A 26,639-nucleotide genomic window follows, 5' to 3' on the forward strand; every position below is an offset into this window, starting at 1 on the left:
GGATATCGCCAAGCGGTAAGGCACCGGGTTTTGATCTCGGCATTCAGAGGTTCAAATCCTCTTATCCCAGCCACATTCTCTAATGCGTTTTTAACGAATTAGAATCCTTGAAGAAGGTTAAACTTAACAACTGGGATATCGCCAAGCGGTAAGGCACCGGGTTTTGATCTCGGCATTCAGAGGTTCAAATCCTCTTATCCCAGCCACATTATGCGGAAGTGGCGGAATTGGTAGACGCGCTAGATTTAGGTTCTAGTATCGTAAGATGTGAGAGTTCAAGTCTCTCTTTCCGCACCATGATTTGGCCACACGCTAAAATAATGAAACCAGCTTATAGCTGGTTTTTTTATATCTAAAATTTGAGCTTTTATAAAGATTAAAAGATTAAAAACTAATGGAATTGGTAGACGCGCTAGCATTAGGTTCAGCTATTCTAAGTAAGCGTAAGAGGTGAGAGTTCAAGTCTCTCTTTCCGCACCCTATTTGGCCACACGCTAAAATAACGAAACCAGCTTATAGCTGTTTTTTTATATCTAAAATTTGAGTTAAATAAACACCTCAAGTTATCTTATCCCAGTCACATTATTCAAAAGTAACGGAATTGGTAGACGCGCTAGAGTTAGGTTCAGCTATTCTAAGTAAGCGTAAGAGGTGAGAGTTCAAGTCCCTCTTTCCGCACCATGATTTGGCCACACGCTAAAATAATGAAACCAGCTTATAGCTGGTTTTTTATATCTAAGATTTGAGTCTGAGAAGATTAAAAGCTAGTGGAATTGGTAGACGCACTAGAATTAGGTTCAGCTATTCTAAATCAGCGCAAGAGGTGAAAGCTCAAGTCTCTCTTTTCGCACCCTATTTGGTCACATGCTAAAATAACTAAATTATTTCAAATTCGTTATTAGTCAGATTTTGATCTAACCTTTTCTACACTTCGCGGTTAAATCACTTTGACTTTAAAAACGGTAACCAACCACGAAGCCGCTACGCTACACAAAGGACACGAAGAAAACCCCAAAAGATTGAATAATCATGATGCTTTTGACCTAACCTTCTTTACCCTTCGAGCCTTGGTGGATAACTCGATTTTGATTAGTTTTATTAATTATAATTACTTTAATAAAGCTTGTGCTAGCCATGACTTGAACTGTGCAGCAGGCAAGGCGCCATTCAATGTATCAACTACCTTACCGTGCTTAAACACCATCAAGGTCGGGATACTACGAATATTATATTGTGCACCTAATTGCTGTTGATCTTCTGTATCCACTTTCACAAAGCGAGATGTGGTTTGTTGCGTTGCCACCTCTGTAAACGTTGGGGCAAAGTTAATACAAGGGCCACACCACGGTGCCCAAAAATCAACAACGACAGGTTTATCACCGTTAATTAACGCAGATAAATTATTAGTGGTACCTTCAATTGGCGCACCCTGTAATAAGTCTTTTTTACAACGCCCACAACTTGGGTTAGCTTCCATGCGTTCAATAGGTAAGCGGTTCATCGAGTGACAATGCGGGCATCTAGAAGTAATAGTCGTCATAGTTATATTCTCTTTAAGTCTGATAATTCATTTTTTAATCATTCATTGTTGAATGTTGATTATGTCATTTCAATTATTATTGTCTGTCGTCACTAGTTAGTTTAAACAAGTCTACTCAAAATAAATACCGCATTAAACAAGCGATGATAAATAGTGCACACCTTTGTCAATTTTGGTTTTAACAGCCACGTATTTCATAAATAATTACCTACATTATTTTTTATGAAAAATACAAGGCCAACACCTATTCATAACGTATTGATGCGGTTAATACGGTACGGTTCACTCTATTTACATGATTAAGTTTTTATTAATGATGTTAACTAATTGATTTGTTGCCGAAGTGGCGTATTGTTCATCAAATTTAAATAAATGAGATGATTCTGTATAAAAGACTGAAATACGAAATGAATCTACTTAATTACGCTGTTAGACCTATACCTGGAGATTCTGAATTCGTGAATTCTGAAAAAGAAGAGTTATACCAAAGCACTTTTGATTTCTACTTCAAAATTTTAGAATCGGAAGGTGATCGTGGTGCTGTACTTACCGCTAGTGCATTTATTGAGCACGAGCTTTCAAAAATAATGCGACAACGCTTCCCACAACAAGAAGAAAGCGATAAAGATCACATCTTTGGTTCTCATGGTGTATTAAGTGGTTTTGATTCTAAATTGAAATTTGCTTATAGGTTTCATATTTTAACTAAAGAAGAAATATCCTTTTTTGATGGTTTTAGAAAAAACATTAGAAATCCTTTTGCCCATAACTTCACCGTAATGAATTTAGCTAGTCTTAGAGATAAATTTATCGGAGTACTACAGTCATTATCACCTATTAATAGTGAGGTAAAAAGCTTAATCTCTAAGAAGGGAATGCAGTTTAACGAAACACCGACTAGATATTTATTTAATATTACAATGGCGCTTATTATGACTGATTTATCATTTTTTGAGATGACACCTAAATTTTTTAAAGTACAAATTAAATAGTTTAAATAGCTAGGGGTACAAGGCGCTCAAATCAGAAAAACTAAAGTCGGACATAGCTTCGTGATTATAACCACAACTGTAGTTTCCTGCTTGGCTTTAAGCATCAGCGTGATCATCAGTTATTACAACTAGGGTTTAATATGGATTTTTTAAAAGGTACAAAAGATTTTGTAAGAAACCCACTTGGTATTATTGCACTCTTTATATCCCTTATATATGGATTTGCGAGTCTTCTTCTCGACTCATCAGCTGAAAAATTAACAGTTGCAGAACGCTGGCCGTTAATATTGTTTATTGTTTTTTTTCCTATCTTTGTCTTAATTACTTTCTATAAACTAGTTACTAAGCATCATGGTAAACTTTACGCTCCTGCTGACTTTAAAGATGATAAATCTTTCCTCAGGACTCTTTCTCCTGAAGAACAAGAAGAAAAATTAGAAAATGAAGTCAATGAATCTTTAGGTACGCAAGAAGATCTAACTTTAGAAGAAAATATCAATGTGGTTAAAAACATCAAAGACTTGGAAAAGGAAAATAGAGAAAGAGAAGAGCGTAAAAAGACATATTTAGAATTTCGTGAAGAGCTAAAAAATATTGAATCTTCAGTCATTAAATCTATTGCTTCAGAGTTTAAAATCAATGCTGAAGTTAATGTAGGAATTGGAGAAACTGAGGTTAAATTTGATGCTTTCTTGCCAAATAATTCTGAAAAGCTAACTTTTTTAGAAGTCAAAGCATTTAGAAGTTCGCACACTTCAATGATGATATTAGATAGAATCCTTTATCAATCGCTCATTGCGGATCGTTTTTTTAGTTCTAAGTTTAAACTGATTCTTGCTGTAGTTTATTTCTTCGATGAAAAAGAATTATCTAGGTTTGAGAATGTATGGAGACGAAAAATTGATAAATCTCCTGTCGATATTGAGTTAAGATTTTTACACATTAGCCAAGTTAAAAATACCTAATTGGCAGCCAGAGGAGTCTAACCTACAGACTTACACCATCGTGCATGCGACTCCGAATGGGCAGTTCATCTGATGATGAATAGTAAATATTAATCCACAAATCCTTTAATGGCATCAAACATCGTCTAGCCAAAAATCTATTACTGACCACTCTATTGAACCCTTTAGTTTTCAAACTACGATAAGCCCCTTTACTTGTACTTTTTCGACAACTCACTGGCACAGGAAAGAGCTAAACGCTCACTGACGCTAATTCCGCACTTGTTCATCCGTTCGCCCTCTTTATTCATGACGAAAGCTAGCAGCTTTCTCTGGCCCATCCCTCGTGAAGAAGACCTTGCCATTGGCGAATAGTTAGCGTTTAATCATCTAATTAATTGCACGGTGATCTTACAACAGAGGCTTTCACCTCTTGAGGTCACGCTGGGAGTGCACAAGTGGACACATAAAACGTTATGATTGTTTTTTGTAGGCGTTGAATATGGAGAATAACTCGATTTTATAAATGACTGGAAAATCATAATTTATTGTTTCAAAAAAATAAAAGTTCGAGAAAGTATGTCTTTCTGAAAAAGACAAATTCTACAGCCTCTTTATGTTCTACAAAACTAAGTTTCAAAGGTGAATGAGTTATGAATGATACTTACCAATTTGTTTTAATCGCTTTATTTTTAGTGATCTCTCCTGGGGCCAATATGATTCTCGTACTAAAAACAGTTAGTACTCAGGGGCAATATGCGGGGTTATTAAATGTTAGCGGATTCGTCTTAGGCGCTTTCATTCATGGCACTTTATCTATACTTGGCTTGTCTGCAATAATAGTTCAGTCTGCTGAATTATTTCTTCTCGTCAAAATTATTGGTTCTATTTATCTACTTTATCTAGGGATTAAAACAATTTATCAATCTTTTAAGGTGACCAGTCCACAATCAAGCATTGTCACTTCCAAAACTAAGGTGAGAATGAATTCATTGAAAAGTTTTCGGGAAGGTTTCTTGACTCAAATGCTCAACCCTAAGGGCTCAATGTTTTATTTGTCTGTGTTTCCACAATTTATAGATTTTCAATCACATGCTTACTTGGCAGCATTTTCATTAGTATCTATTCATGCCGGATTAATGGTGCTTTGGTTTGGTTCTGCTTGTATTGTTGCTTCCAGAATTAAGCTATTAGGTGGTAGAGGTCAAGTTGGACGCTGGGTTCAACGTTTCTGCGGGAGTATATTATTAGCTCTTAGTGTGTTGCTGTTAAAGCAAAAAGTATAAAATATTGCAGTGACACGGGCATAATCGGGTAGCCAGAGGTAAACCCAGCTACCGCACCACTCTGCATGAGGCTTTCCATTATGAATTTCATCTTATACTGAATAGTGAATGTGGATCCACAGATCCTTTAATGACATCAATCCTTGCACAGCCAAAAATCATTATTGTCCCCTATATTAATCCCTTTAGTTTTCGAACTGCGTGAAGCCCTTTACTGTACTTTTTCGACAACTCACTGGCACAGGAAAGAGCTAAACACTCAAGAAAAAAAGTTAGCTCAGTAATCTCACTTTCAGCCGTGATTTCGCCATTGTCGCCGCACTTGTTGATAATAAAGGTATTCATAATCGACCAAGAACTTTAGCGGTATCTCTAAAATAAGGGTTGAGTTATCGGCATGGCTAAAAACCACGCTAAGATGAATGATAGTTATATTGACGAAGTATTGATTGAAAAGTGGTTATAGCAGGCGGAATAACCTAAATAGCAAACAATTAATCAGCGAGTAAACCCGCCAGTACAAAATAAATTCAATGGTAAAATTTAACCACCTTTTTAATCATCTTCACTTTGAAGCGAATTGACACAATTTGTCTCACGTCATTAATATGATAGTAATCAATACACCTTCTTATGATTTTTTCAAGTGTCTGATTACTATTAGGTAAACGTTGATGCGCAGCAAAGCCTTACATTACATTTTTACAATTAGACCGAGCTTAACAATATGCTCGTCTCACTATTAAGTACGCCGTCTATCGTTCTAACATCTCTGAGCACGTGATCAAATGATGATAAATTTGATGCTCTAATTTCTGCTACTAAATCCCAGGCACCATTAGTCGTATGAAGTTTATGAAGCTGTGGAATGCCACGTAGCTTATTAATAACTTGTGTGGTCGATTTACCAACAACTTCTATTAACATAATTGCTTTAACGATATCTTTTTCTAATTCATCATGAGCCCTAACGGTAAAACCTAAAATAGCCCCTGAACTAATTAATCTATCCAATCTATTTTGCACTGTACCTCGGGACACGTGTAATAATTTTGCTATTTTTGACACCGATGCTCGAGCGTCAGTACGCAATATCGCGATGAGTTCTTTATCCACTGAATCATAAAGATAAACATGTTTCTTTACATTATGTTCTATTTCCATTTATTCACCTTTGTCATTTATAACTTGTAACTTGTCATTTATTACATTCACACCTATCAATATGTCAAAAATGCATTCAATTATTACAAACTATTGTCATTTTAGTTAACAGGACAACAATATAGTCTATGTATTAGTAAATACATACTCTAATTACATAAGGTGACAACCATGGATAATGCTATCAATCAATCAGTCTCAAATGTTTCATTCATCAGTGTTAACGATATGATTCAACTTTTAAAACGAGTCGGGATTGAAAATTTTATTTCTGAACTCGTTGAATACTTGGAACAAGATTATTTAAATTGGGCCTCTTTTGATAAATCACCTCGCTTTGCCGCTCACTCCCCTGAAGGTGTGATTGAGCTAATGCCAATTGGTGGTGATGAAAAATTTAGCTTCAAGTATGTAAATGGTCACCCCAAAAATACTCAATCAGGCTTGCAAACAGTCACTGCATTTGGCGTATTGTCAGACGTTGCAACAGGTTACCCATTATTATTATCTGAAATGACGATTCTCACTGCATTAAGAACAGCCGCAACGTCAGTGATGATGGCAAAGTATTTAGCCCCTAAAAACGCGACCACCATGGCGATGATTGGATGTGGTGCACAGTCTGAATTTCAAATCACCGCCTTTAGCAAAGTGCTTGGGATCAAAACCATTCGTTTATACGATATCAACCCTCAAGCAATTCAAAAATGTACAGAAAATATGATGAATAAAGGCTTAACACTCATTACATGCGACTCTGCGCAGGAAGCAGTAAAAGGTGCGGATATCATTACGACATGCACAGCAGATAAGAAAAATGCCACTATTTTAACAAATAGCATGATCACTGATAGTGTCCATATCAATGCTATTGGCGGTGATTGTCCAGGCAAAACAGAACTTGAGATCCAACTATTATCTCGCGCTGATGTTTTCATTGAATATGAACCACAAACCAGAATCGAAGGAGACATCCAACAACTTCCAAGCGATTCACCCATTACTGAAATGTATCGCGTTATCAACGGTGAGCTTCCAGGAAGAACATCTCCGCAACAATTAACCATTTTTGACGGGGTTGGTTTCGCTATTGAAGATTATTCAGCATTAAGATATGTCTATGACTTGGTCAATAAGCATGGCAATTGTCAACAATTAGGCCTGTTAGTTAACCCAGATGATCCACGTAATTTATTTGGATTAACAGCTTAATTTATCCTGATGACCCTTATGGTATTAAATGGTGGATTTACGTTTAATGCAGCAAAAAGAGTTGCCTTATTGAGGATATTTCTAACTTTCTGTATTAGTTTTTCGCTTAAATGCGTTTTGAATAAGCGGGACTAATGCACTTAGTTAGTAATGTACCTAGTTAGTTTAATGAATGCAGCACCATTAAGCGTGAATAACTATCTGGGTAACGCTTTTATCCACTATTGATACTTTGGCTTTACTGAGATGGGTTAACAACGCTCTAAATACGCTACGTTCATTTGGGCATAAAAAAACAATGAGTTGCACAATCAACTTAAGCATAACGGGTTGTCGTGTCATCGGGTTAATTAATACATTTTTCAATCATTAACATATTTATTCATCAATTACCTTTGCATTAAACACTGGAAAAATATTATGCCATCATTCCCACAAGCACCTAAAGCCGTTGTCATGGTGAGACCTCATCATTTTCATCCAAACGAGGAAACGAAACTAGACAATAGTTATCAAGCAGATAAACCTTTTGATGAACAAGCAATAAAAATTAAAGCCTATGAGCAAGTCACACAAGTTGCAAAAATACTTGAATCAGAAGGCATTACCGTTCATCTATTTGAAGATAATGGTATCGAAACTCCAGACTCAGTTTTTCCTAATAATTGGTTTTCAACTCACACGGGTGGGCATATTGCAATATATCCAATGTATGCTAAAAATCGAAGAAAAGAGCGCCGTGCCGATATTATAGAATTATTGAAAGAACAATATCGTGTCCAAGATGTTATTGACTACTCAGGTCTGATGTACGATGAAATTTACCTTGAAGGCACTGGAGCGATGGTATTAGACCATGTAGAGAGAGTGGCCTATGCCGCGCAGTCTAATCGTACTGACTCACATGCATTGGAACGATTCTGCTCTCATTTTAATTTTGAACCCATGATGTTTAATGCAAAAGATAAAGACGGAAATGCGGTTTATCATACGAATGTTTTAATGTGTATTGGTAGTGAGTTTGTGATGGCCGGTTTCGACATGATCTCCGATCTCAAACGTCGCACCGAAATAATTCAACGCTTTGAAACATCAGGAAAAGAAGTTATCAATTTGTCTGAACAACAAATCAATGCATTTTGTGGTAACGCACTTGAATTACAGGGCTCTTCAGAGCGAATTCTAGCATTATCAGCTAAAGCACATTCGGCTTTAACAATAGCGCAAAGAACAATCCTAGAAAAAAGTGTCAAACTTGTTCCTCTTGATGTTTCAGCAATTGAGCTTGCTGGTGGTTCAGTTCGCTGCATGCTGGCGGGCATTCACTTATCAAAGCGATAATGGCATTAGCACTGGGCTAAATCGTTGTATTTTTGGGTGAAACCATTATGCATACAGACATGACAGGTTTAGCTTTTAAACTTCCCCTTAACAGTGACACGGACGCAATCTATTCCTGATAATCCCTGTTTTGGGGTGATGATTTATAGTTACTTGCTTACATTTTCACAATTGGAAGTTGAGATAACAAAATAAAGGTCGCAGTATCATAGTCTGTTTCTGCTGTGACCTCAGGCAATATAACCTCAGATACAACATCAGTATCTTCATGCTTCATTTTAGCCTCTGTGACAGTTTTAATCGCTTGCATAGCACCGTTAGCCAATTGTTCTGACGCTTCACCAGTCGATAAGTTAACCGTTGCTGGTAAGGTTCCCTGAGACCAAAAATCAAGAAACGGTGCCATTAAGTCTGCTTGATAATCTTGCGCTAATATTAAATAAAGCGGCAATCGATTCGCATTCTCTCCGAATTCTGTTGAGTTTGCACCTTGCAAGCTAGCGTTATCTTTTGACAGGATCATCCAATCTGCAGGTAAATTCAAATCACTAAAACGTGCTGACTTCATCAATGAGGTGCCTGATTGGTATACTTCAGCCCAAAGAGGGTTACCGGTGACTTCAGTAAATAAATTTAAAGCGGGGAATACCCAGTAGGATAAGTTAATTTGAGTACGGTCATCAGGTAATTCAAACCCTGTTTCACTTGGTAAAATCAACTGGTAACCAAATTGTTCACGAATCAGTTTGGCTTTAATGGCATCTAGTACTCGCAAACCTTCAACAAGGAAAATTTGGCGATCCCATTTATTTTCTGCGGCTAATAAAGCCCAAGCAATGATGATATCGCCATTACTTACGTTAGGTTGAGCAGAGATACATGTTTTATCACAGCCTTCTTTTTCTGAAGGCGAATACTGGTGACGAAATAGATGATCTTCACGTTGCATGTTTTCTTTTGTCCAAGCCCACATCTCTTGAAACTGATTTCTATCATTTGAAAATACCGCAAATAATAAAGCGAAGCCTTGCCCTTCACTACTTGAGATATTATCAGCATCAAGGACTCTGTTTGTATCAATAAACAGCTCTTTGTAAGCAAGCCAGTTTTTTTGAAAAGGTGTTCGCTCAAAAGAAATAAATTTGGGTATAAATGATATTGCAATTAAAGACAATATTATTCCGATGAATATCATTTTCTTCATTTCTAGTGTTCCTTAATTTTTTAAAAGCAGTTGTATTGTTCAGTAGGCTGCCATCATAAAGGTGAACTCTATAAAAATCATAAATAATAACGGTTAGCGAATATATTTATCACTATCGCTCCCCATGATCAAAGCGTTTAAAATATTACTTAATGCGATCTCCCTTCTTTCATAGTTTATTTTTCTCAGTCATATTTTTACATCCTAGATTCGCCTAATTAGAAACAAACTATTTGGTTATATCTCATCGTATTTTGATATCGCTAAATTGGCATATGCAAGGTGGCTGAATGTTACAATAAAGGTGTAAACAGGATGGAGATAATATGACTGGAACCATTAAACCTAAAACGATTAAAAATAAGACCATTTTTTATAGTAAGCTATTTTCGATAAATCTAGTGACCTACCCTATCAACCACAGTGTAATGAACCATGTTGATAATGTGCAAAAAGGACGTTATTACAAACTCAATTTAATATTGGTACAGCCTAAAGTGGGTGGCGTGTTTAAGTGTAAAAAATGTATTATTAACTTATTCAACCGCGTGTATTTGTTTAGACCTGATAAGTACGAACACAGCGTCACTAAAATCGAATCAGGCAAACGAGTTCTGCTGAGTTTTGCACTCAATATATAAGCGTTTATAAGAAGATTTACCTTCAATAAGACAGCAAGATCATCGACTGCTGACCTTGCTGTAAATAGCCTTTAAAAACGTCAATGGGCTCAGCTCCTCCCCCCCCCCCCAAAAAAAAAAGAAAAGGCTACATCGACCTCATCGTTAAGCTTTCCCAAGCAACAAATGACTTTATAGTAGCGAGCGCTTTCAGTAACTAATGATTACGTATTGAGGCTTTGCTCTCTCATTTTTTCTTTTTCTTTTTCTAAACTATTTTCAATAAAGAATAATCCATACAAAAAGAAGGTACCGACCATCACCACAGCAGCGGATAGATATAAACCAAGCTCATAGTTTCCGTAAGCTTCAACAATATAACCTGTGCATACAGGGGCTATTATTTGAGCAGCGCCGTAGGATAACGTCATCGTGCCCATAAATTTAGCGGGATTACTCGGGTAAAACTTACCTGCCATGGTTAATACTAAGCTTACACAGGCGATGAATGTCCCACCGAATAGCAACGCACTGATGATAACAACAGGTAAGCTATCATTAATAGCGGGTAAAATGATGCCAACTATTTGTAACATATAAGCTGCGATTAAGGTTTTAAGGTAACCGGTTCGTCGAGCAATACGATCCCATATTAATGCCGCAGGGGTTGCGGCTAACCCAATTAATAAAAAGGCCAGTCCTCCCTGCCCTTGTAAACCATCAGTTCTCTCTACAATATCAACAATAAACGTCGAACTAACGGCATAACCATAACCTGCACAGAAATAGGCTAACATGATTAATGACTTAAATACTTTGCTTGGAGGGTTGTCTTCAATGACTTCTTGATTTTTACTTTCGCTCGAGGGGTGTGGCATCCATAACCAAGCGGGTACTGAAAATACGATTGCTAATACCGATAACGCTAACCACTGTTGCTGCCAATCTGATGGCATTGCCGCCACCAATAATGAAGTAATGACAATACTCAAACCTGCGCCCGCAAAGTGAATTCCCAATTCAGGACGATGGTTATTTTTGACTAGCCATTTCAATATCAACCCAGAAGCGATAATAAAACCACCTGATGCACACATTCCCGCTAGAAATCGTAAGACAGCCCAAGCAACCATGTCCGTTGTCATAACCATTGCAGCGGAAGTGACGATACTCAATAGCAAATAAACACGATATAAGTGATATTTATGGTTAAGATTATGCATATTTGCTGCGATTAATACGCCAAATAGATAGCCCATAAAATTATAACTCGCTAACCAGCCACCGCCTATTTCGGTTAGCCCTGCTCCTTCTTGCATTGTCGGCAGTAATAAACTGTAAGAAAACCGAGCAACACCAGCCGTTACAATTAAACTGCATATACCCGCAAAATAGACTCGTATCTTGGTGAGTTCTGATGACATTTTTGATCACTTAATATGAAAAATAATGAACAAAGAATACGTGACTCTGATAATCTTAAAAATTGAATCATCAAGAACATAAACTTCTCATTAACAGAACTATCAACAAAATCGTTTTATGGATAAATAAGGTTTTTTATATGGAAATTTTAACATTAAAAACATTTAAAGCCGTTGTTGATGAAGATGGTATTAAAGGCGCCGCCGACAAACTACATACCGTTCAATCGAATATTACTAATCGAATTCAAAAACTTGAAAGAGAACTAGATACAAAGCTATTTAATCTATCAGGTCGAAAATTACAATTAACACCGAGTGGTTTACAGCTTTGTGGCTATGCAGATAAAATTTTACAATTAGAATATCTCGCCACATCAGCTATTTTACACAGCAAAGATAACTATGATTTAAGAATCGGTATGCCAGAAACTTTTGCAGCCGTTCATATGCCTTTAGCGCTCAAACAACTCAAATTAAATCACCCTGAAATACGCTCTAAAATTTATACGGATACCAGTGATAGGCTTGTATTCGCGGTGCTGAATAATAAAGTCGATTGTGCGGCCATAGGTAATGCGCCTAGCCATCAAGATCTCGTTGTTATTCCTGTTATAAAAGAAGAATTGGTGATGGTAACGCCATTAGGCAGTGAGCATGACCCGATTTTATTGGTGCGCGATGAAGGTTGTGGTTATAGAAAGCACGCTCTAATGTGGCAACAAAAAACAGGTCGAGGTAACGATGAACGCATGTTGATGAGCAGTGCAGACGGCGTATTAGGTTGTATTGCTGCGGGGTTAGGTTACACGGTTATCGGTAAAAACATGGTCATAGGCAGTCGATATGAAAAATCATTGGTAATAACGCCCCTCACCCATGAACCAAAAACAGTACAGTTATCAATTGTGTATCGTAAAGATAGCCCGTTAACATCGGGTATATTAACCTTGGCAAAACTGTTAACAGAATAGCATGGCATTTTTTAATGTATAAAATGCTAAGGACGCGACAAGCTTTTCTATTTTATGCCTGAAGCTTGAGCATCGGATAAGTAAACAAAAAGAAGTGACACACATTAACTAACCAGTGGTATAAAATAGCCCACTCTAACCGTTGTGTCTTGTAAAAAATATAACCGTAACCAAACCCAGCTACCGCTGCAACGGCGATGTAGCTAAGCCCTCCCATAAAATGCGCGAAAGCAAAAACACACGCCATAATAATAGGCGCTAATATTTTCAATCGAGTAGACGTTATTAACTGTGACAGCTTGGTTTGTAATACACCTCTAAATAAAGCCTCTTCTGCAACACAGGTAAATAATAAATTGATTGCCATAAACGCTAACCAAAAGTTTGGAACTTTAGGATTAAAGTTAACAATACCTAACATTAAAGCGACGATAAGTGTCGCTAAAATAGTACTGAGTATAATGATAACGGGCTGTGTTACGTTTACCTTAATGTCGTTGCTGATGCCTTTTTTTATAGCCGCTTTATTCATTGAGAAAAAGTAAGCACAAACAAACAACCCTGCCATTCCCTTATCAAGATTGGCATAAAGTGTATAAGGAATTGCATCGAGTGTGATCAGTTCGTTGATGACAATCGGTAAGTTGTTAAAACCGGGGACTAAATGTATGGCTAATGCCAATGAGCTAACAATAAACAAAATGGTAGATATTATACGTGTTATTGGCGATTTTAAATGCAGCGCACCCAGATATAAAGCAACGTAAAGTCCAATGGCCACCAGCCCAGTTATATTGAGATGGCTTTCGATGACGCCGCAGATAACGGTCGCTGCCATCAACCATAACCAAAGCGGTTGTTTTATGAATGACACTTTACAATAGGGGAAAACACATAAAATCGATAACGCTAATAGATAAAAAGTCATTTTGTTTTTTACTGCTTATTGATTGTTTTAATACGGTTATATTGAACTCGACGCACTGCTGATTATTTTTATATTAACTGCATTGGCTCTGTGTCCGTTATATTTTAATTATCCTATTGGCGCAACAGACCTAAATCTAAATCTAAATCTAAACCTAAACCTAAACCACAACCCAAAAGTAATATAAAAAATCTCGGCGCTTAACCTATGAGTAGGCAACTATAACAGCCACGATCGATTCTTAACAATGGCATTTAATATCTAAACTTAAGTTATCTTTGATGTAAACTAGACAAAAAAATCATCAGGGAAGATGCTATGCCATCATCACGACAAATTGTTAATGACTTTATAAAACGCGGTTACGTGGAACCAGCAAAGATCAATGACGTACTTAACGACACACAGGTTTCGCCTAGCATCAGCAATTGGTTTACATTTATTGATCGGTTATTACTGTGTTTAGGCGCATTAAGTCTCGCTTTTTCAGTGCTGTTTTTTATTGCCTATAATTGGGATAACTGGGGACATTTTGGAAAATTTGCTTTAATCGAGTCATTGCTTATCGCCACTATATTTATCTATTGGATATCCAAAAAAGATGGCCTAAAAGCGCAAATAACCTTATTAGTAAGCTGTTTAATGGTCGGTGTATTAATGGCTTTCTTTGGGCAAACTTATCAAACCGGTGCAGATCCTTGGACGCTGTTCTTTTTTTGGGCCCTGCTCATCACCCCTTGGGTTGTTATCGCTCGCTTTGGTCCACTATGGTTCAGTTGGTTAGGTTTATTAAATATTGCGTTAATCCTTTATATTGATAGCTTTGGCTCACCATTAGTTTTATTTTTGTCTGCTGATAGTAATATCTGGGGTGCACTATTTTTACTTAATAGTATTGCTCTCATCGCATTAGAGCTAAGTAGCCAACGCTTCACTTATTTATCACCACGTTGGTTGGCACGAGGCATCGCTTCACTAGTAGGCTCTATGATCACCTTTATTGTTATTGATACGATAACAGACTCACACGATACTAACCTATTGCCTTATTTATTTTGGGGAGTATTTATTGTTTCGTTATATGTAGTTTATCGTCATCTTCGACACGATTTATTTATGTTAGCGGGTGGCTGTTTATCAAGTATTGTCGTTATCATCGCTGTTTGTATCGACAATCTCAATGAGGATTATATTGAAGTATTCTTTCTACTTATGCCCGTATTAATCATTGGTCTAACCAGCATGGCGACTATTTGGTTGAAGAAAGTCAACAAGGAGATGTCGTCATGAATGCAGAACAAACCCAACAACAAATATTGTGGCAACAACTTCAAGATAAAGCGTTAGTCAATGGAGAGTTTCAACCTGCAGAGACATTAGATTCACCTTGGTTTATAAAACTCTTACTCGCTTTATCTGGTTGGTTTGCTTCATTGTTTATTTTAGGTTTCTTGTTACTCATTTTACAAGACTTAATAGAAAGTAGCATGACTTGCTTTATTGTCGGTTTTGGTATGATTTTTATGGCTTATCAAGCATTAAAAAATGAGCCTTCTGAATTCCAAGAGCATCTTATGCTTGCCTTTAGTTTAGCGGGACAGGCATTAATCGCTTGGGCTATTTTTATGATTGAGAACACGATCTTTTCTTTATTTCCTTGGCTGGCTATTTTTATTATACAAAGCTGCTTAAGCCTTATCATGCCTCATTATATACATCGCGTTTGCTCTGCTTTTTTTGCCAGTATTGCATTCACTGTTTGTTTTCATTATTTACAGCTTTCAGCGTTTACTTCAGCCACTTTATTATTATTGGCGTTATTATTAGTACTCAATGAATGGCGTTTTGTAAAATGGCAACCGACCTTTGAAGCCATTAGCTATGGTGTTATATTATTAATTATCCCGCTCAAAGCCTCTTATATTATTGGTTATGATCTTGCTTATTGGTTAAATGAATCCACATTAGAAAGTTCATGGTATTACTATTTAGATGAGCTACTATTACTATTAATCATGCTCTATTTAGTCGTCACTTTACTATCTCGTAGCCAGCATCGCTTCGCAGTCAACACTAAATTAGCCATTATTGGCGCAACTATCTGCTTATGTCTTTTATCAATGGAGGCCTCTGGTATTACTATCGGTTTTGCTCTATTAATACTTGGCTTTTCAAACAGTAATAAAATATTGCAGGGATTAGGGATAACCTCATTACTCTTTTATATTTCGAGTTATTACTATTTACTCACGCTTACCTTATTAGAGAAATCAGTCATTTTATTAATGATGGGGTTATTCATATTGGCGATTCGTTTTGCTTTATTAAAATGGCTTAGCCCTATTAAAATTAGCGCAGATTCCAATACTCTTTCCCATCAACAGATTAATTCAACAGCGCAAGGAGATAACGATGCAATCTAAGATCGTAATAGGCATGTTATTGGTTATTTTAGCGGTGATGAACTTTTCAATTTTCAGTAAAGAGCAACACTTAAAACAAGGCGATACCGTGTATTTGAAATTAGCCCCTGTTGACCCTCGTTCATTAATGCAAGGTGACTATATGGCACTACGCTTTGATGCAGCCGACCAACTTTATGATGCACTCCAATCGTCGAACGATGATATAGAAAAAGGCACACATGATGGACAAATCGTAGTGCATCTAGATGAAAACAAAGTAGGTGATTTTCGAGGTATTTACCATGGGCAACCCTTACAAGAAAATGAGCTTCGACTTAATTATCGTGTACGAAACGATAATATAAAATTTGCGACTAATGCTTTTTTCTTCGAAGAAGGGACTGCTGCGCTTTATGAGCAAGCTCGATATGGTGAGTTCAAAGTGAATAAAAAAGGTGAGTTATTATTGAATGCGATGTTCACAGAGCAATTAACTGAAATCACAGCTGAGTAACAAGGACACGAAGAAAATCCACAAGATTGATTAATATTAATGTTTTTGACCTAACCTTCTTTACCCTTCGTGCCTTCGTGGTTAAACCGCTTTTGACTTTAAAAAATTGTAACCAGCCACGAAGTCGCTGCGCTACTCGAAGGGCACGAAGAAAACTGACAAGATTAATTAATATTTTTTGACCTAACCTTCTCTACCCTTCGTGCCTTCGTGGTTAAATTGCTTTTGACTTTAAAAAATATTAATCAACCACGAAGCAGCTACGCTACATGAAGGACACGAAGAAAATCCACAAGATTAATTAATATTTTTTGACCTAACCTTATTTACCCTTCGTGACTTCGTGGTTAAATCGTTTTTGACTTTAAAAATAAATGACTTAATAAAAAACATAAAAAAGGAGCCAACAGGCTCCTTCGATATTAATATTAAGTTAGAATGTTATTTACAAAGCTATTCACAAAAACTATTTATTTAATACAGCATTGTAACGATCAAAACCTGCTTCTAAGTCGGCAATTAAATCTTCTGGGCTTTCTAAACCAATATGTAAACGAATCAACGGCTTGCTGCTATCCCATTTGGTGACGGTTCTAATTTTATCGATACCCGATACGCTTAAAATTAAGCTTTCAAATCCGCCCCATGAAAAGCCCATTTTAAAGTGATGCATGTTTTCAACTAAGGCCGTTAATGACTTGCTGCTCCCTTCTTTTAATACAAAAGAGAATAGACCGTTAGATGCGCTGAAATCTCGTTTGAAAAACTCATGCCCAGGACATGACTCAAAGGCAGGATGACGAATATGATCGACTTCAGGGCGTGTTGCTAACCAATTAGCGACTTGTAACGCATTCTTTTCATGCTGCGCCATTCTCACGCCTAATGTACGTAAACCACGACTTGCTAAATAGACGTCATCTGGCGAGGTACATTGTCCCATTAAGTAGCTGTTTTCACGCAACTGTTCCCAATGTGCTTCATTTGATGTCGCAGTGCCCATCATCACATCAGAGTGCCCTACTATGTATTTAGTCGCAGCTTGAATGGAAATATCGACGCCCATATCAAATGGACGAGAGTTAATTGGTGAAGCCCATGTGTTATCCAACATCACGACTAAACCATGTTCGTGAGCAATTTTACTGAGCGTTGGTACATCTTGAATTTCCATGGTTACTGAACCAGGTGATTCTAAAAATAAGACTTTAGTATTGTCTTGAATAAGATCTTTAATACCTGCGCCGATCATTGGATCGTAATAGGTTGTTTCGATGCCAAACCCTGCTAATAAACTGTCACACAAAGCGCGTGTTGGTTCATATGCACTGTCTACCATTAATAAATGATCACCTGATTTTAAGAAAGACATTAATGAATTACTGATAGCTGCAGAGCCTGATGGGTATAACGCAGTGCCAACGCCGCCTTCCAGTTCAGCAATCGCGGCTTGAAATGCAAAATGTGTTGGTCCACCACGACGGCCGTAAAACAATTCACCGTTCGCTTTATTTTTAGAGGCAAAACGCATATCTTCCATCGTTTCAAAGGTCATGGTTGAAGCACGCACTACAGGTGGATTAATGACTCCGTTTGTCCATTTTTTATCACGTCCTAAACTTACTATTTGCGTTTCTTTTTTCATTTGACCTATCCATTCATCATGTTAGAAAATATATAAGAAACATATATTAACACTTCAAATAAAGATGAACAGCGACTATCTCGTCATATCTTAGTCCGTTATGTTTACCTTAAAAACATCCGCTGATTATTGGTAAACGCTGTTGCCATTAATCGTTACGGTAATTTCAATCCAGTAATCTCATAGCCAGGACCCCAAGTGGATAGATTCATTTCATTACATAACATTTCATAATAGGTATAATCATTTCTTTTTGTCTAATAGGCTGAACATGCAATTTGAAACTCACTTCATGCTAGATCGTGAACACTATGCAGAGTGTTTTGATCAATCAATGTTATTAAAAGGGCCACAAAAGCCACGCTATGCTTTTATTATTGGTTTAATCATTGCGGGTCTGTTTTTTTTATTTGCAACGGATGTACAAGGTTTATTAGCTTGGTTCTTTTTTGCTATCGCCGTGTTGGAATATTTCAGTTTTAAATACAAACGACCATGGTGGTTAACACGACAAATGATGAGTAAAAATGCGGGTAATCAAATTACCCTTATTTTTGATGATCAAGGTATTGAAAATAAGAGCGTTTACATCAATAACCAATTAGCGTGGCAGTCTATTGATAGTTTTTACGAAACAGATGCTGGTTTTATGTTGAACTTACATCAAGGTGGACAGCAGTATTTAAGTAAAGCTTGTTTAGATGATTCGATACAAGCTTATATTCAGCAACAATTAAGTGGCAAAAAGCAGCCTATTCCTTCTCTAGCGAAGTAATAAACTCTTCTCTAACAAAGTAGTAAACTGTCGCCATTTTTATAAAAAAAGCACAATGAATAGGTGAAACGATATCCGCTTAATGGTTTTGTTTCACAAATTCTAAAAAGGCTCTGTCTGCTTTAGATAAATAACCCTTTTTTCTCCAGGCAATGGAGATATCCAGAAAAATAGGCTCTTCAAAGGGAATAGAAATAATATCTGGTTCTTTTTCTGTGGCTAATTCAAGCAACGCCGTTATTGCAAAATCACGTTTTACAATTTTAAGGATCACCGCCAATAAGTTAGTTTCAAAGGAAAAGTCAGCGGTTAATTTTTCTTGTCGGCAAATATCATCTAACTTTTCACGATGAAAATACCCCTTTTTAAACATCACCAATTCCTGCGAAAAAAACTCGGCATAAGTCAGTGATTTTTTATCCGCAAACTCATGTTCAGTATTCACCACTGCCACCATTTGTGAGCGAATGAGATGTTCAGAATCTAATGCTTCTGGTAAATTTCGCGCTTGAATAATACCAAGGTCAATTTCTCCATCGAGTAGCATTTTTTGTATCGACTGAGCACCGGCGTCAATAATAATGAGCTTTAGTTTGGGATAACGACTTTTAAAAGCCATTAATACATCGGGAAAATAATAGCTCCCCATAATGCTCGGCACACCTAAACGCACTTCGCCTTTTTCTAAACCTCTTAATTCTTTCATGGCTAAAGTCGCATCGTCGAGTTGTTGGATGATTTGTTTTGCATGCACCAACAGGATTTCGCCTTCATGGGTAAGCGTTATTTTTCGTTCATTACGACGGAAAAGTTCAAGCTCTAATTGCGCTTCTAACTTTTTAATCGCCACGCTTAAAGCGGGTTGTGCGATGTGCAACGCATTAGCGGCATGTGTGATATTTTGATACTTTGCCACCGCAGCAAAATAGGTAAGAAGTCGAGTGTCCATGCTATAACCAAAAACTATTGAAGTGATAATTATTATATATTTTCACTATTGTAATGAACTTGCTACTGTTTCGTTCTCGTTTCCTCTTGGTGATCACACAGATGATTGAATTTCGCAGTAAAGCTTATTATAAAGTCAGTGCCGCACTCGCTTTTGGCTCATTTTTAGTTTTTTGTAATCTGTATTTATTTCAACCTATGTTGCCCGTCTTAGCAAAAGACTTTGCCGTATCTGCAACACAAATTAATTGGTTACTCGCTGCTGGCACACTCACTCTTGCAATCATGTTACTGCCATGGGCGTTTGCTTCTGAGTTGATAGGTCGCCGTAAAGTGCTATTAATGAGTTTATTTTTATTACCCGTTATTGGGTTAACCTCGTTGTTAACAAACGACTTGCTACTTTTAATTATAAGTCGTGCATTAATGGGAATGGCATTAGCCGGATTTACTGCAGTCGCGGTCGCTTATATGGCGGAAGAATTTTCAGCTAAGGCATTTAGCTACGGGATTGGCGCTTATATCAGTGCGAACTCACTCGGTGGTATTTCAGGGCGAATATTTGGCGGCATGATAACTGATCACTTTAATTGGCAAACAGCAGTCGCTTGTATGGCGTTACTCAGTTTAATAGGTGCAATATTAGTTGCGTTAGTGTTACCCAAACCAAGTAATAAAGCTGTAAAAAGTGTCCCTACCTCTCAATATCACCACGTTATTATTCAACATTTAAAAAATAAAAAGATTTTCTTCGCGATGTTAATTGGTGGACTTAATTTTGCGCTGTTCATGAATTTATATACGGTAGCTGGGTTTCGATTAGTCAGTGAACCTTATTCAATGCCTGTTAGTATCGCATCGATGATTTTCTTATGCTACCTGTCTGGTACGTTGAGCTCTCGATTAGTCGGTATTTGGTGTCAACGGTTTAAGCCGATTACCGGTATGTTCGCGGGGGCGACTCTAGGATTACTGGGTATGCTGGTGGCAAGTTATGATTCTTTAGTGGTTATATTAATTGGATTAAATTTATTGAGCTTTGGTGCTTTTTTCACTCACTCCCTTGCTTATGGCTGGGTGAGTCAGCAAGCTGAACACTCTAAATCTACCGCGACGGCTCTGTATCTCGTTCATTATTATGTATCTGGCAGTTTAGGTGGTTTTTATCTGATGTATTGTTGGCAACATGGTGGCTGGGAAATGGTGATGTTGGGCGCAGGATTATTATATATAGTTATCTTTGGCTTATGTGCTGCTTTATACCACCACACTAATATTAAGCAAAAAAGCAATGCGGCAGACACATCACTAATAAGTAAGGCTTAATCTATTAAGTCGTTTATTAATTATCTAAAATTTAAGCTATATAAGTTTCTAAGTTTAAGCTTTCTCGATTTATACTATGTAAAGTTTAAGTTATCTAAAGTCGTTATCGGATAAGTGCCATAGGCGACTTCTTCGTAAGGATGAGTCTGTATCATTGCCGCTAAAGCAGCTTTTAATAAAGGTTTTTTACAGACCATTTCAACTCGATATTCAACTAATCTCGTTAACTCACCTCGTTCGCCAATAGTTGGTGTTGCAGAAGAGAGAGGTTTAAATTGCCCTTGACCTAATGTTTGCCAAGCACACTCTTGGTAATCACCGACACTACCAGCACCCGCGTTAAACATCGCTTGCTTAACAACTTCAAGTGCCGTTTCAGGTACGTAAAAGTAGACTTGATACAGCATTGGTAGTCCTCTCTTTTTAAATATCAGTTATTAAACTGATGAGGTTTTACGGTTCACAACAAAAAATAGTAACCAGCAAGGTAAGCAAACAATAATAGTCGTCAAAATATCGAACCATGAATGGTAATCTAACTGCGTCATCACAAAACCATAAGCGAGCATGCTAACAAAAGCGTAGCCCCCCACTTTAACGTTCACACTCAGCAATGCAAAAACGATCACAGCAACAGCCACTGTATGCGAGCTAAAATTAGCCTCCATTGATTGCCACCAGCCGAAATACTGCTCTATAAAAGCAAAACCATAAGCATATAAATAACCTGCTGCAAAAGCGATAGTAAAGCTTTTTGTCATTGCAAAACGCAGGTAATAAACACCGCATAGTGCAAGTAAGGGTGAATATAGGTCTGCTATTATCGATAGCATTGTTGGCCTCTTTTTATAATAATTAAATAGTGTCTAACATGGTTTAAGTAGTAATGTTACCTAAGCACTTATTATACGAATCTAGGATTTAATAGTCCTTGCTTACACTCATTTATTTACACTACTCGTTAGTTTTCTCTTGGGTATAATCAATGGTATGGTCGCAGTTATCCTGCTGTTCACAGTCATTAATACCATCTGAATCTGCATCCCAACTTTCATGCATAGTCGTATTCTTGCTATTTTGAGTCGACTTTTTATCAGTGGTAATCGGTCTAAATGTCGCGTGTCGATCATTTTTTGGATCTAATGATACAAGTTGTAATGTCAGTTTATTAGATTGTGTTGGATAATCCGCTGCGGCTTGTTTAGGCCCGTGACTTTTAAAGTGAACTTCAATCATGCCTTCTTGAACAAATACATTATCTTTGACAACGCTTTTCTCTTTAATCACTATCGCTTGTTCACGAATACGATTACCTAATAACTCGGAGCTTAAATGTGTTGCTTGTTGGCTATCAAAATCATACGAAAAAAGTCCAACGTAATCGAAAATACCACGGCCAGCAGTATTAATAACAAAAGGCGCAGCGAAATAAGTAATGCCTGTTCTATTGTCTGCTAACAAACTTAACTTAGACATGTTTAAAAAAACGGAACCTTTTTCATAAACCGCTTTATCATGCCCGTCAGTTGTTTCCTGCCCAATTACTTTATGCTCTGTTATTTCCTGCTCAGGCGAAGACACTAAGTCTTGATAATACCCGCGAAGATAGATCTCTTGTTCCACTTGCTCTGCTTTATCTAAACTCACTAGCCGTTGATTACCAGGATACACAATCGAAACAGGATGAGGTTTAGATAGCGATTGGAAAATCATTTTTTCAGTTTTATCTTCACAGCTATTTTGTTCAGCATTCCAATAGCCATCAATGTTTGTGCAAGCCTCTGGTGTATTCGCTCTATTTTGTAAAAAATACGACACAATGACGATAACAACCAACGCTACCAATACTTTACTCAAGGTTTTGAACATATTATTTCTCAACTGATAGATTAATCTCAGATAATACTCGTGCAAACTCACTGGTTAGTGGTGCATGTATCTCGATTTTTTGCTCTGTTTTAGGGTGAATAACACTTAAATAAGCAGCATGTAATAGTAAACGATGGATATCAAAGTTATCCCTAAACATCGTGTTATGTTTACCGTCACCGTGTGAAGTATCACCGACAATCGGATGTCGTAGATGTTTCATGTGACGACGCAATTGATGCTTACGGCCAGTTTTAGGGATTAGTTTCATGAGTGAATAACGAGCACTTTCATAAGGTCCAACGGCAATCGGCACTTCTGTTTGAGCTAAACAACTATACTCTGTCACGGCTTCTTGTGGCGGTTTTGTCATATCGGCTTTTTTATCAGCAATTTTATCGTATTGATATTTCAAAGGATAATCTAACAGCCCTTGATCTAGGTGCCCTCGCACGACCGCAACATAACTTTTTTCAGTTGTTTGGTCGACAAACTGCTGCATTAAATGCCGAGCACTGTCTTTATCCAATACAAACAGCAAAACACCTGAAGTCGGTCTATCCAAACGATGTACTGGATACACGTGCTGACCTATTTGATCGCGTAGCTTTTGAACAGCAAACTCGGTTGCATGAGTATCTAACCAACTACGATGAACCAGTAAACCTGATGGCTTATTAATCGCAACCAAATAATCGTCTTGATATAAAATATCTAATTCAGGGCTACTGCTCTCAACCACAATATCTTGCTGCTCTTCTACCGTCGCCAGCATTGTGTCGATATTATCAAGATCATCTTCTTGATGTTCATGTAAATCAGGGGCTAATTCTGTTTGTTGTTTCATGCTACTCACTTGCAAATACATTGTTATAGAAAATGATACGGCCATATAGGAAGCTGTATGCTCACGTCTAAAATAAGGCAGCTAACAATACGGTTATTTATAAAGGCGATTAAAATTGAAAGATAATAACAATAACCGCCACAAACTGCATGCAGCTATTGTTTCAAACTAAGTATTAAGATAAAAACAGAAAAAGTGTCATTAAACTATGACTTGTAAAATATATTTGTTTGATAAGCGACACAGTATTCAATAAGCTTGCTTATTAAAACCATCGCATCCATATATTCTCAACACTTAACTTATGACTTTGAGAAATCCATTACTTTGAGAAATCTATTACTTTGAGAAATCTATTATTTTGAGAAACCTATTACTTTGAGAAAACCATGCACCAGTTTCTAACCAAAAAAATAAAGACTTTATTACTGCCACTCATTATTTTATCGAGCGCTGCTTTATCCAATACGGCCTATGCAAACGATGACGCTCAAGAGCAAGCCTTTGATCAGAAAGTTGATAAAGCAATAGCCCTCTCATTGGCTCATTTAGACAGTAGCGTCGCACTTATAAAAGATCCTACTTTATTTCCAACTTATGCAGACAAAGAATTGGTTTGGAATTTAAATACGTCTCACAAATGGACCGCTGGATTTTACCCAGGCACGTTATGGCAAGCCTATAAATTAAGTGGAGATCAACGTTATCAAGCTTGGGCAAAACAATGGACAGACACTCTTGCAGACCAAGTCAATGACGATGGCAGCCATGACCTAGGCTTTAAATTTATGTGCACTTTCGGTAACGCATTAGTATTTAGTGATGACATCGATAAAGAAAGTTACAAACAAACCATCTTAGCTGCAGCAGCAACCTTAGCTAAACGATACCAACCGAAAATAGGTTTAATAAGCTCTGATTGGGACGATAAACATTTTGAAAACTCAACGCCTGTTGTTAGCGACATTATGATGAATTTAGAATTATTGCTATGGGCAGCAGAAAATGGTGGCGATAAAAAGTGGGCTGAATATGCGAAAACCCATGCACTAAAAACCTATAAAGATTTCGTTCGTGAAGATGGCAGTAGTTACCATATAGTAAGATACAACCAAGATTCAGGCGAAATCATTAACAAAGGAACGTTACAAGGAGATGGCGATGAAACCACTTGGTCTCGTGGTCACGCTTGGATGATCTATGGCATGGTCGTTATGTACCGTTACACTCAAGATCCAACGTATTTAAACTACGCTCAAAACTTATCTAACTACTTTATGTCACGACTGGCTGCTGATGGTATTTCAATGTGGGATCTTGATAGTAAAATCTTACAGCCAGATACCTCAGCATCGGCTATTTTTGCTTCCGCATTAATTGAAATGTCCGGTTATATTAAAGATACCGAACAACGTAAAAAAATCACCAAGCAATACCACGTTATATTAAGCACTTTAATGAGTAAACCTTACTTCATTGAAAACACCAGTAAAGCCCCTATCATTGATAAATCAGTCCATTATTATACAAAACCAAGTGCTATTGATGTTCCAGCCAGCTTTACGGATTATTACTTCTTAGAAGCATTGAATCGCTATAAGCAAAAACAACATCAAAAAATTAATCAATGAATGGGAAAGCCACATGTGCAAAGTCTAATATCAGGAGTAATACCTGTTTCTAACTAACTACATCTCGTTTTAACTATCTTAATAGCTGCGAAGTTACTCTTTTAGCGATGTTAATTAAAGGCTTGAAAAGTGTCAGATTATTTTACACTTAGTGTGAATTTATACATCTTATAGTTAAAAATAATCTTAAGATCAACATGATACAACTATGGCATTTTAATTGCTTTATATCTAATATAGAGTATTAATTTAATAAAGCTAAAGAGTTGGAATCATAAGTTATGAAAAAAATCCTAGGTATGTTTGTTTTCCTATTAATGAGCGCTTCAGTTAATGCAGATGCATTATATGATTCAGGACAAGCGACTGATAATAGTTATAAATGTGTTGCAGAGGGATGTCTGGGGTCAACTGAATGGTGGATAATTTCTGAATTCACAGCAGATGATACTTGGGATATTACTGGTTTTGATTTTTTTGCTGCAGATTTTAATGATAATAATCCGAATGGTGAAGGCCTTTCAAATTACGTATCAACAAGCTGGGAAATAATTTCAGGTGACGACCCGTACGGTGAAGCGTTATATAGCGGTACAACCACAGCTTCAATAAGTACAGCTTATTCATTTACTGATATTACTAATAACAGCTTTGATGTGATTTCATTCTTGATATCAGATTTAGAAATCCAATTAGAAAGTGGCACTTACTTTTTAGCTGAGCATCATGACTTTAGTGATGAATCTCAGTTTACTGGATTAGAAACATATGAGAGAAATACTTATTACCATACAGATAGAGAAGGTGATGACTTTACAGGTAATAGAACTCATGTTGTACAAATCATTGGTACAGTGCCTGAGCCCGCATTAATTGCTATATTTGGTTTAGGTTTAGTTGGTTTAGGTTTCTTCCGTAAAAAGAAAAACACATAAATTAACAAGCTTATTTAATAATGAAGCCTCGCTAAGCGGTAATGCCGTTCACTTAAGGTGAACGGCATATTTGCTTTTAGCTACTGGATATCTATTTTTAGATGATTTTAAACAC

25 protein-coding genes and 2 tRNA genes are annotated in these 26,639 nt (G+C 37.0%); 16 read left to right on the top strand and 11 right to left on the bottom strand.

The features are described 5' to 3' along the window. Nucleotides 1–131: 131 nt before the first annotated feature. Nucleotides 132–206: transfer RNA gene (locus Q0794_RS16905), tRNA-Gln, on the top strand. A gap of 6 nt (nt 207–212) precedes the next feature. Next, nucleotides 213–297, top strand: a tRNA-Leu gene (locus Q0794_RS16910). An 811-nt stretch (nt 298–1,108) separates the two neighbouring features. Here Q0794_RS16910 and trxC read toward each other — a convergent pair. Further along, nucleotides 1,109–1,540: a thioredoxin TrxC gene (trxC, locus tag Q0794_RS16915; RefSeq protein WP_298943865.1), complete on the bottom strand. Its 432-nt coding sequence runs from the start codon at nt 1,538–1,540 to the stop codon at nt 1,109–1,111. A gap of 458 nt (nt 1,541–1,998) precedes the next feature. Between trxC and Q0794_RS16920 the strand changes: the two genes are divergently transcribed. The 3 genes from Q0794_RS16920 to Q0794_RS16930 all read left to right on the top strand — a co-directional run bounded on the left by Q0794_RS16920 (nt 1,999) and on the right by Q0794_RS16930 (nt 4,762). Then, nucleotides 1,999–2,532, top strand: a complete 534-nt coding sequence (locus tag Q0794_RS16920) for a hypothetical protein (protein WP_298943867.1) — start codon at nt 1,999–2,001, stop codon at nt 2,530–2,532. A 140-nt stretch (nt 2,533–2,672) separates the two neighbouring features. Next, a complete protein-coding gene (locus tag Q0794_RS16925; RefSeq protein WP_298943869.1) occupies nt 2,673–3,497 on the top strand; it encodes a hypothetical protein in 825 nt (274 codons plus the stop codon). A 632-nt stretch (nt 3,498–4,129) separates the two neighbouring features. Continuing rightward, nucleotides 4,130–4,762, top strand: a complete 633-nt coding sequence (locus Q0794_RS16930) for a LysE family translocator (protein ID WP_298943871.1) — start codon at nt 4,130–4,132, stop codon at nt 4,760–4,762. A gap of 708 nt (nt 4,763–5,470) precedes the next feature. On the opposite strand, the gene Q0794_RS16935 is transcribed toward Q0794_RS16930, so the two are convergent. Then, complete coding sequence (locus tag Q0794_RS16935; RefSeq protein ID WP_298943873.1) at nt 5,471–5,926, bottom strand: Lrp/AsnC family transcriptional regulator; 456 nt, start codon at nt 5,924–5,926, stop codon at nt 5,471–5,473. Nucleotides 5,927–6,097: 171 nt separating this feature from the next. On the opposite strand from Q0794_RS16935, the gene Q0794_RS16940 reads away from it, so the two are divergent. Next, entirely contained in the window at nt 6,098–7,138 is a 1,041-nt protein-coding gene (locus Q0794_RS16940; RefSeq protein WP_298943875.1) for an ornithine cyclodeaminase, read from the top strand. Between the two features lie 420 nt (nt 7,139–7,558). Continuing rightward, the gene (gene ctlX, locus Q0794_RS16945; RefSeq protein ID WP_298943877.1) at nt 7,559–8,479 is read left to right on the top strand and encodes a citrulline utilization hydrolase CtlX; all 921 of its coding nucleotides are present in this window, start codon (nt 7,559–7,561) and stop codon (nt 8,477–8,479) included. Between the two features lie 157 nt (nt 8,480–8,636). On the opposite strand, the gene Q0794_RS16950 is transcribed toward ctlX, so the two are convergent. After that, nucleotides 8,637–9,683: a glycosyl hydrolase family 8 gene (locus tag Q0794_RS16950; protein WP_298943879.1), complete on the bottom strand. Its 1,047-nt coding sequence runs from the start codon at nt 9,681–9,683 to the stop codon at nt 8,637–8,639. 326 nt (nt 9,684–10,009) lie between these two features. Here Q0794_RS16950 and Q0794_RS16955 point away from each other — a divergent pair, with 326 nt between their 5' ends. Then, nucleotides 10,010–10,324: a 2OG-Fe(II) oxygenase gene (locus Q0794_RS16955; RefSeq protein ID WP_298943881.1), complete on the top strand. Its 315-nt coding sequence runs from the start codon at nt 10,010–10,012 to the stop codon at nt 10,322–10,324. A 203-nt stretch (nt 10,325–10,527) separates the two neighbouring features. Here Q0794_RS16955 and Q0794_RS16960 read toward each other — a convergent pair whose 3' ends face one another. Then, nucleotides 10,528–11,727: a YbfB/YjiJ family MFS transporter gene (locus Q0794_RS16960; protein WP_298943883.1), complete on the bottom strand. Its 1,200-nt coding sequence runs from the start codon at nt 11,725–11,727 to the stop codon at nt 10,528–10,530. Nucleotides 11,728–11,867: 140 nt separating this feature from the next. On the opposite strand from Q0794_RS16960, the gene Q0794_RS16965 reads away from it, so the two are divergent. Beyond that, a complete protein-coding gene (locus Q0794_RS16965; RefSeq protein ID WP_298943885.1) occupies nt 11,868–12,701 on the top strand; it encodes a LysR family transcriptional regulator in 834 nt (277 codons plus the stop codon). A gap of 52 nt (nt 12,702–12,753) precedes the next feature. Here Q0794_RS16965 and Q0794_RS16970 read toward each other — a convergent pair whose 3' ends face one another. Further along, on the bottom strand, nt 12,754–13,629 hold the full coding sequence (locus tag Q0794_RS16970; protein WP_298943887.1) for a CPBP family intramembrane glutamic endopeptidase: 876 nt from the start codon (nt 13,627–13,629) through the stop codon (nt 12,754–12,756). A gap of 318 nt (nt 13,630–13,947) precedes the next feature. On the opposite strand from Q0794_RS16970, the gene Q0794_RS16975 reads away from it, so the two are divergent. From Q0794_RS16975 to Q0794_RS16985, 3 genes are read left to right on the top strand one after another with little or no spacing between them, the layout of a single operon-like run. Then, nucleotides 13,948–14,919, top strand: coding sequence for a DUF2157 domain-containing protein (locus Q0794_RS16975; RefSeq protein WP_298943890.1), 972 nt, complete (start codon nt 13,948–13,950; stop codon nt 14,917–14,919). After that, nucleotides 14,916–16,052 carry a DUF4401 domain-containing protein gene (locus Q0794_RS16980; protein ID WP_298943891.1) on the top strand — a complete coding sequence of 379 codons (1,137 nt, stop codon included), beginning with the start codon at nt 14,916–14,918 and terminating at the stop codon, nt 16,050–16,052. Before Q0794_RS16975 ends, Q0794_RS16980 begins: the two co-directional genes overlap by 4 nt. Next, nucleotides 16,042–16,548, top strand: a complete 507-nt coding sequence (locus Q0794_RS16985; RefSeq protein ID WP_298943893.1) for a GDYXXLXY domain-containing protein — start codon at nt 16,042–16,044, stop codon at nt 16,546–16,548. Before Q0794_RS16980 ends, Q0794_RS16985 begins: the two co-directional genes overlap by 11 nt. A gap of 466 nt (nt 16,549–17,014) precedes the next feature. Here Q0794_RS16985 and Q0794_RS16990 read toward each other — a convergent pair whose 3' ends face one another. After that, on the bottom strand, nt 17,015–18,193 hold the full coding sequence (locus Q0794_RS16990) for a cystathionine beta-lyase (RefSeq protein ID WP_298943895.1): 1,179 nt from the start codon (nt 18,191–18,193) through the stop codon (nt 17,015–17,017). 271 nt (nt 18,194–18,464) lie between these two features. Between Q0794_RS16990 and Q0794_RS16995 the strand changes: the two genes are divergently transcribed. Further along, on the top strand, nt 18,465–18,968 hold the full coding sequence (locus tag Q0794_RS16995; RefSeq protein WP_298943897.1) for a YcxB family protein: 504 nt from the start codon (nt 18,465–18,467) through the stop codon (nt 18,966–18,968). Nucleotides 18,969–19,047: 79 nt separating this feature from the next. Here the strand turns inward: Q0794_RS16995 and Q0794_RS17000 are convergent, their stop codons facing one another. Then, nucleotides 19,048–19,917, bottom strand: a complete 870-nt coding sequence (locus Q0794_RS17000; protein ID WP_298943899.1) for a LysR family transcriptional regulator — start codon at nt 19,915–19,917, stop codon at nt 19,048–19,050. Between the two features lie 101 nt (nt 19,918–20,018). Here Q0794_RS17000 and Q0794_RS17005 point away from each other — a divergent pair, with 101 nt between their 5' ends. Next, nucleotides 20,019–21,242, top strand: a complete 1,224-nt coding sequence (locus Q0794_RS17005; RefSeq protein ID WP_298943901.1) for an MFS transporter — start codon at nt 20,019–20,021, stop codon at nt 21,240–21,242. A 74-nt stretch (nt 21,243–21,316) separates the two neighbouring features. Here Q0794_RS17005 and Q0794_RS17010 read toward each other — a convergent pair whose 3' ends face one another. From Q0794_RS17010 to truC, 4 genes are all read right to left on the bottom strand, one after another. Continuing rightward, the gene (locus tag Q0794_RS17010; RefSeq protein ID WP_298943903.1) at nt 21,317–21,649 is read right to left on the bottom strand and encodes an NGG1p interacting factor NIF3; all 333 of its coding nucleotides are present in this window, start codon (nt 21,647–21,649) and stop codon (nt 21,317–21,319) included. Nucleotides 21,650–21,679: 30 nt separating this feature from the next. Beyond that, nucleotides 21,680–22,075: a hypothetical protein gene (locus Q0794_RS17015; RefSeq protein WP_298943905.1), complete on the bottom strand. Its 396-nt coding sequence runs from the start codon at nt 22,073–22,075 to the stop codon at nt 21,680–21,682. A 121-nt stretch (nt 22,076–22,196) separates the two neighbouring features. Beyond that, nucleotides 22,197–23,111, bottom strand: coding sequence for a hypothetical protein (locus tag Q0794_RS17020; RefSeq protein ID WP_298943907.1), 915 nt, complete (start codon nt 23,109–23,111; stop codon nt 22,197–22,199). 1 nt (nt 23,112) lies between these two features. Next, nucleotides 23,113–23,886 carry a tRNA pseudouridine(65) synthase TruC gene (gene truC / locus Q0794_RS17025; RefSeq protein ID WP_298943912.1) on the bottom strand — a complete coding sequence of 258 codons (774 nt, stop codon included), beginning with the start codon at nt 23,884–23,886 and terminating at the stop codon, nt 23,113–23,115. 461 nt (nt 23,887–24,347) lie between these two features. Between truC and Q0794_RS17030 the strand changes: the two genes are divergently transcribed. Further along, entirely contained in the window at nt 24,348–25,589 is a 1,242-nt protein-coding gene (locus Q0794_RS17030; protein WP_298943909.1) for a glycoside hydrolase family 88 protein, read from the top strand. A gap of 281 nt (nt 25,590–25,870) precedes the next feature. Continuing rightward, nucleotides 25,871–26,524, top strand: coding sequence for a PEP-CTERM sorting domain-containing protein (locus Q0794_RS17035; protein WP_298943911.1), 654 nt, complete (start codon nt 25,871–25,873; stop codon nt 26,522–26,524). The last annotated feature ends 115 nt before the right edge of the window (nt 26,525–26,639 follow it).

Origin of the sequence: uncultured Psychromonas sp., from assembly GCF_947489755.1 — a bacterium.
GTDB lineage: Bacteria > Pseudomonadota > Gammaproteobacteria > Enterobacterales > Psychromonadaceae > Psychromonas.

Bases quoted from the DNA above. Each gene is read 5' to 3' on its own strand.
- trxC (WP_298943865.1), bottom strand. From the start codon at position 1,540: ATGACGACTATTACTTCTAGATGCCCGCATTGTCACTCGATGAACCGC.
- Q0794_RS16925 (WP_298943869.1), top strand. From the start codon at position 2,673: ATGGATTTTTTAAAAGGTACAAAAGATTTTGTAAGAAACCCACTTGGT.
- Q0794_RS16930 (WP_298943871.1), top strand. From the start codon at position 4,130: ATGAATGATACTTACCAATTTGTTTTAATCGCTTTATTTTTAGTGATC.
- Q0794_RS16935 (WP_298943873.1), bottom strand. From the start codon at position 5,926: ATGGAAATAGAACATAATGTAAAGAAACATGTTTATCTTTATGATTCA.
- Q0794_RS16940 (WP_298943875.1), top strand. From the start codon at position 6,098: ATGGATAATGCTATCAATCAATCAGTCTCAAATGTTTCATTCATCAGT.
- ctlX (WP_298943877.1), top strand. From the start codon at position 7,559: ATGCCATCATTCCCACAAGCACCTAAAGCCGTTGTCATGGTGAGACCT.
- Q0794_RS16950 (WP_298943879.1), bottom strand. From the start codon at position 9,683: ATGAAGAAAATGATATTCATCGGAATAATATTGTCTTTAATTGCAATA.
- Q0794_RS16955 (WP_298943881.1), top strand. From the start codon at position 10,010: ATGACTGGAACCATTAAACCTAAAACGATTAAAAATAAGACCATTTTT.
- Q0794_RS16960 (WP_298943883.1), bottom strand. From the start codon at position 11,727: ATGTCATCAGAACTCACCAAGATACGAGTCTATTTTGCGGGTATATGC.
- Q0794_RS16965 (WP_298943885.1), top strand. From the start codon at position 11,868: ATGGAAATTTTAACATTAAAAACATTTAAAGCCGTTGTTGATGAAGAT.
- Q0794_RS16970 (WP_298943887.1), bottom strand. From the start codon at position 13,629: ATGACTTTTTATCTATTAGCGTTATCGATTTTATGTGTTTTCCCCTAT.
- Q0794_RS16975 (WP_298943890.1), top strand. From the start codon at position 13,948: ATGCCATCATCACGACAAATTGTTAATGACTTTATAAAACGCGGTTAC.
- Q0794_RS16980 (WP_298943891.1), top strand. From the start codon at position 14,916: ATGAATGCAGAACAAACCCAACAACAAATATTGTGGCAACAACTTCAA.
- Q0794_RS16985 (WP_298943893.1), top strand. From the start codon at position 16,042: ATGCAATCTAAGATCGTAATAGGCATGTTATTGGTTATTTTAGCGGTG.
- Q0794_RS16990 (WP_298943895.1), bottom strand. From the start codon at position 18,193: ATGAAAAAAGAAACGCAAATAGTAAGTTTAGGACGTGATAAAAAATGG.
- Q0794_RS16995 (WP_298943897.1), top strand. From the start codon at position 18,465: ATGCAATTTGAAACTCACTTCATGCTAGATCGTGAACACTATGCAGAG.
- Q0794_RS17000 (WP_298943899.1), bottom strand. From the start codon at position 19,917: ATGGACACTCGACTTCTTACCTATTTTGCTGCGGTGGCAAAGTATCAA.
- Q0794_RS17005 (WP_298943901.1), top strand. From the start codon at position 20,019: ATGATTGAATTTCGCAGTAAAGCTTATTATAAAGTCAGTGCCGCACTC.
- Q0794_RS17010 (WP_298943903.1), bottom strand. From the start codon at position 21,649: ATGCTGTATCAAGTCTACTTTTACGTACCTGAAACGGCACTTGAAGTT.
- Q0794_RS17015 (WP_298943905.1), bottom strand. From the start codon at position 22,075: ATGCTATCGATAATAGCAGACCTATATTCACCCTTACTTGCACTATGC.
- Q0794_RS17020 (WP_298943907.1), bottom strand. From the start codon at position 23,111: ATGTTCAAAACCTTGAGTAAAGTATTGGTAGCGTTGGTTGTTATCGTC.
- truC (WP_298943912.1), bottom strand. From the start codon at position 23,886: ATGCTGGCGACGGTAGAAGAGCAGCAAGATATTGTGGTTGAGAGCAGT.
- Q0794_RS17030 (WP_298943909.1), top strand. From the start codon at position 24,348: ATGCACCAGTTTCTAACCAAAAAAATAAAGACTTTATTACTGCCACTC.
- Q0794_RS17035 (WP_298943911.1), top strand. From the start codon at position 25,871: ATGAAAAAAATCCTAGGTATGTTTGTTTTCCTATTAATGAGCGCTTCA.